A 5269-nucleotide genomic window follows, 5' to 3' on the forward strand; every position below is an offset into this window, starting at 1 on the left:
GTACGGGCCCCGCGGTGGGCCGCGCGCCGCACCGGACGGCGGCTGTGGCGGGCGGGGCCGCGGCCCGGCGCCCCCCCCCGCCGCCTCCCCCGCCCGCGCCCCCCCCCGCGCGCCCGGCGCGCGGGGCGGGGGGGCGGGGCGGGATAATCGCCTCCACGGCCGCCGCCTCCGAGGTGAGCGCCGTGGTCGGCGGGGGCGGTGTGGCGGGCGCTGGTGCGCTACCGGCCGCCGGAGCGGTGGCGGCGGCTCGCGTGGCGGATCATGCTGACGGGCTGCTCCCTGCTGGCCGCCGCGGCGCTGTGGTACAGCTACGACTGGCAGCGTGACCTGCGGGCGCTCATGGGCATGGACACCGCCATCACCTGGTTCCCGCCGGTGATCCTGGCGCTGGCCGTCGTGCTGTTCACGCTCTTCCTCGGGCTGTCCAGGCTGGTACGGCTCGGCGGGCGCAGGCTGATCGGCTGGCTGGACAGGTTCGTCCCGTTCTACGTGGGCCACGTGCTCGGGGTGCTCGTCGTCGGGTTCCTCGTCGCCGTGTTCGCCAACGACGTGCTGTTCTCCGGATTCGTCCGGACGATGAGCGACATCTCCTCCGTCACCAACGACACCACCCATCCCGGCATCCAGCGGCCGGCCTCCGCCTCGCTGTCCGGCGGCCCGGGGTCGCTGGTGAGCTGGGACTCCCTGGGCAGGGAGGGGCGCAGGTTCATCGGCACCGCCACCACCCCGTCCCGGGTGCGGGCGTTCACCGGGGCCCCGGCCGTCCAGCCCATCAGGGTGTACGTGGGGCTCGACGCGGCGGCCTCACCGCGCGACCAGGCGGCGCTGGCCGTGCGCGAGCTGGAGCGCACCGGCGCGTTCGGCCGCTCGGTGCTGGCCGTGCTGGGCACCACCGGCACCGGCTGGGTCGACCAGGGCATGGCCGATCCGCTGGAGTACATGTACGGGGGCGACTCGGCGCTGGTCGCGCTGCAGTACTCCTACCTGCCGAGCTGGGTGTCGTTCCTGGTGGACAAGAAGAAGGCGGCGCGGGCCGGGGAGGCGCTGTTCGACGCGGTGCGCGCCCGCTGGGCGGCGCTGCCCGCCGGTGACCGGCCCAAGCTGGTGGTCGCGGGTGAGAGCCTCGGCTCCTTCGCGCTGGAGAACGCCTTCCGCGGCCCGGACGAGCTGGCCGCGAAGACCGACGGCGCGCTGTTCGTGGGACCGCCGAACGCCAACCCCATCTGGAGCCTGGTCACGGCGCGGCGCGACCCGGGCAGCCCGCTGTGGCGGCCCCTCTACGACGACGGCGAGACCTTCCGGTTCGCCCAGAAGCCGGCTGACCTGTGGCGGCCTCCCGGTCCGTGGAAGGAGCCGCGGGTGGTCTACCTGCAGAACGCCTCCGACCCGGTCGTGTGGTGGACGCCCCGGCTGGTGTACGACCGGCCCGGCTGGCTCGAAGGGCCGCGCGGGCCGGGCGTCAACCCGCAGATGAACTGGTTCCCGCTGGTGACGTTCTGGCAGGTGCTGGTCGACATGACGGCGGGCCTGTCGGTGCCGCCCGGCCACGGTCACCGCTACGGCCCGAACATCGCCGACGGGTGGGCGGCCGTGGCCGCGCCGCCCGGCTGGGCCGACGCCGACACGGCCAGGCTGCGCGCGCTGCTCAGCGGCTCTTGACCTCGCCGCCCGAGCGCCGCACCACGCCGGGCGCGTACTGCTCGGGACGGCCGCGCAGCCGGTCGGAGGAGTGCAGCTGCCACGGCACGCTCGTCACCATCACGCCCGGCTTGAACAGCAGCCGCGCCTTCAGCCGGAAGGCGCTCTGGTTGTGGAGCAGGTGCTCCCACCAGTGGCCGACCACGTACTCGGGGATGAACACGGTCACCACGTCGCGCGGTGAGCGGCGCCGTACGGTCTTGACGTAGTCGAGGATCGGCTGGGTGATCTCCCGGTAGGGCGAGTTGAGCATCTTGAGCGGCACCGGGATGCCGCGGCGCTCCCACTCCTCCTGCAGCGCCCGCGCCTCCTTGCCCTCCACGCCCACCGTGATGGCCTCCAGCGTGGACGGCCGGGTGGCGCGGGCGTAGGCCAGGGCCCGCAGCGTCGGCTTGTGGATCTTCGAGACGAGCACGATGGCGTGGTTGCGCGCCGGCAGCATCGACTCGTCGTACTCCTCGGTGATCTCCAGCTCGGCCGCGACGTTGTCGTAGTGCCGCCGGATGCCCTTCATCATGAGGAACAGGATCGGCATCGCGATGCACACGATCCACGCGCCGACCACGAACTTGGTGAGCAGCACGACGACGAGCACCAGCCCGGTCATGACCGCGCCGAAGAAGTTGATCGTCCGCGAGCGGTGCATCTGGTGGCGGACCTTCAGGTCGTCCTCGGTCTTCAGGCGGCGCGTCCAGTGAATGACCATGCCGGTCTGGCTCAGCGTGAAGGAGACGAAGACGCCGACGATGTAGAGGTTGAGCAGGCGGCTGACGTCGGCCTGGAATCCCCACAGCAGCAGGCAGGCCATCAGGGCCAGGATGATGATGCCGTTGGAGAAGGCCAGCCGGTCGCCCCGGGTGTGCAGCTGGCGGGGCAGGTAGCGGTCCTGGGCGAGGATCGAGCCGAGCACCGGGAAACCGTTGAAGGCCGTGTTGGCGGCCAGGAACAGGATGAGCGCGGTGACGCCGGAGATGACGACGAACGGCAGCGACCCGCCGCCGAAGACCGCGTCGGCCACCTGCGAGATGATCGGCTGCTGGTGGTAGCCGGGGCCGACCGGCGTGCCGTCGGGCCGCAGCAGGTCGGTGGCCGCCACCGACGGCTCGGCCACCTTGACGCCGGAGGCCAGGCCGAGCGCGATGATGCCGCCGAACATGCTGATCGCGATCAGGCCCATCATGAGCAGCGTCGTGGCGGCGTTGCGGCTCTTGGGCTTGCGGAAGGCGGGCACGCCGTTGCTGATGGCCTCGACGCCGGTCAGCGCCGCGCAGCCGGTGGAGAAGGCGCGCAGCACCAGGAACGCCGCGGCGAACGCGGTCAGGTCGCTCTGCTCGGGCACGATGTCGAAGTCGGCGCTGGGCGCGCGCAGCTCCTCGTGCAGGAAGACCACCTCGAACCCGCCCACGGCGATCATCCCGAGCACCGCGATCATGAACGCGTACGTCGGGATCGCGAAGGCCGCGCCCGACTCGCGCAGGCCGCGCAGGTTGATCACGGTGAGCAGGATGACGATCCCGATGGCCACGGCGGGCTTGTGCTGGGCGACGAACGGGATCGTCGCGCCCACGTAGTCGACGCCGTTGGCCACCGACACGGCGACCGTGAGCACGTAGTCGACCATGAGCGCGCTGGCCACGGTCAGCCCGGCGTTGGCGCCCAGGTTCGTGGTGGCCACCTCGTAGTCGCCGCCGCCGCTCGGGTAGGCGTGCACGTTCTGCCGGTAGGAGGCGACGACCGTGAGCATCACGACCACGACGGCGATCGCGATCCACGGGCTGTAGGTGTAGAACGAGACGCCCGCCAGCGACAGGATGACCAGGATCTCCTGGGGCGCGTAGGCCACCGAGGAGAGCGCGTCGCTGGCGAACACGGGCAGGGCGATGCGTTTCGGGAGGAGTTGCTCGTGAAGCTGGCCGCTTCTCAGGGCCCGCCCCACGAGCAGGCGTTTGACAAGATCCGATGCTTTCGCCACGTTACGGAATGCTAGTCCCATGCGCCCGTGCCGCCGACGGGGCGCTCCCAGTGCGGGCCATACTGGTGTCGAGCAACGGGCCGACCGCGGAGTGCGGGGGAGTATGCATATAGTGATCATGGGGTGTGGCCGGGTCGGATCGACCCTCGCGCACATCCTTGAGGACAACGGCCATTCGGTCGCGATCATCGACCGGGACCCCCAGGCGTTCCGCAGGCTGCGGGCGGGGTTCCGCGGCCGCCGGGTGACCGGCATCGGCTTCGACCGCGGCGTGCTCACCGAGGCGGGCGTCGAGTCCGCGGCCGCCTTCGTGGCGGTCTCCAGCGGCGACAACTCCAACATCATCTCCGCCCGGGTGGCGCGCGAGACGTTCGGCGTCGACGACGTGGTGGCTCGCATCTACGACCCCCGGCGCGCCGAGGTCTACCAGCGGCTCGGCATCCCGACGGTGGCGACCGTGCGGTGGACCGCCGACCAGATCCTGCGCCGGGTCCTGCCCGAGGGCGCCGAGCCGCTCTGGCGCGACCCGACCGGCACCGTCGTGCTGGCCGAGGTGACCGTCAACCCGGCCTGGATCGGCACGCGCGTCGTCGACCTGGAGGAGCACGCCGGCGCCCGGATCGCCTTCCTCAACCGGATGGGCGAGGCCGTGGTCATCTCGGGCACCACGATGGTGCAGGACGGCGACGTGCTGCACGTCATCGCCGCCGAGGACGACATGGACCGGATCAACGAGGTGCTGGCCGTCGCACCGGAAGAGGACGAATGATGCGCGTCGCCATCGCCGGGGCCGGCGCCGTCGGCCGCTCCATCGCCGCCGAGCTCCTGGAGAACGGCCACGAGGTCCTGCTCATCGACGTCAACCCCAAGGCCATCAAGATCGACAGTGTGCCGCGGGCCGAGTGGCTGCTCGCCGACGCCTGCGAGATCGCCTCGCTGGACGAGGCCGGGCTCAGCAACTGCCACGTCGTCGTCGCCTCCTCCGGCGACGACAAGGTCAACCTCGTGGTGTCACTGCTGGCCAAGACCGAGTACGGGGTGCCGCGGGTGGTGGCGCGCATCAACCATCCCAACAACGAGTGGCTGTTCAACGAGTCGTGGGGCGTCGACGTGGCGGTCTCGACGCCGCGGCTGCTGAGCGCGCTGGTGGAGGAGGCGGTGAGCGTCGGCGACCTGGTTCGGCTGATGACGTTCCGCCAGGGGCAGGCCAACCTGGTCGAGCTCACGCTCGCCGACGACGCGCCGGTGGTCGGCCAGCGGGCCGGCACGGTGCCGTGGCCGACGGACGCCGCGCTGGTGGCCATCCTGCGCGAGGGGCGCGTCCTGGTGCCGACGGCCGACGACCCTCTGGAGGCGGGTGACGAGCTGCTGTTCGTGGCCAGCCAGGAGGTCGAGCAGGAGCTGGCCCACCTGCTCAGCCAGCACTGACGTGAGCGCCGGCGGCGGCCTCGTCCCGGTCACGGAGGCCCGCGGCCGCGTCTGACCCGCCCCACCCACGGCGAAGCCCGCCTCCCACGGAGAGGCGGGCTCACAGTTGCCGGGGTCCGGGGCCGTCTCTTTTACACATATCCCAGCCCCCGCGACCGTACTTGATATCCG

4 protein-coding genes are annotated in these 5269 nt (G+C 71.8%); 3 read left to right on the forward strand and 1 reads right to left on the reverse strand.

Annotation, left to right across the window (positions count from 1 at the left end):
* The first annotated feature begins 198 nt into the window (after nucleotides 1-198).
* Complete coding sequence (locus ADY59_RS46440; protein WP_231619227.1) at nucleotides 199-1659, forward strand: alpha/beta hydrolase; 1461 nt, start codon at nucleotides 199-201, stop codon at nucleotides 1657-1659.
* Here the strand turns inward: ADY59_RS46440 and ADY59_RS46445 are convergent.
* Nucleotides 1646-3670 (reverse strand): APC family permease, encoded by a 2025-nt coding sequence (locus tag ADY59_RS46445; RefSeq protein WP_049577509.1) that lies wholly within the window; start codon nucleotides 3668-3670, stop codon nucleotides 1646-1648. The two genes, ADY59_RS46440 and ADY59_RS46445, sit on opposite strands and share 14 nt — an antisense overlap.
* A 103-nt stretch (nucleotides 3671-3773) precedes the next feature.
* Here ADY59_RS46445 and ADY59_RS46450 point away from each other — a divergent pair, with 103 nt between their 5' ends.
* Both ADY59_RS46450 and ADY59_RS46455 read left to right on the forward strand, forming a co-directional pair.
* Nucleotides 3774-4439, forward strand: coding sequence for a potassium channel family protein (locus ADY59_RS46450; RefSeq protein WP_049577511.1), 666 nt, complete (start codon nucleotides 3774-3776; stop codon nucleotides 4437-4439).
* Nucleotides 4439-5098 (forward strand): potassium channel family protein, encoded by a 660-nt coding sequence (locus tag ADY59_RS46455; RefSeq protein ID WP_049577513.1) that lies wholly within the window; start codon nucleotides 4439-4441, stop codon nucleotides 5096-5098. The genes ADY59_RS46450 and ADY59_RS46455 overlap by 1 nt, the downstream gene beginning before the upstream one ends.
* Nucleotides 5099-5269 lie beyond the last annotated feature (171 nt).

Origin of the sequence: Nonomuraea sp. SBT364, from assembly GCF_001083785.1 — a bacterium.
In the GTDB taxonomy this organism is placed as follows: domain Bacteria; phylum Actinomycetota; class Actinomycetes; order Streptosporangiales; family Streptosporangiaceae; genus Nonomuraea.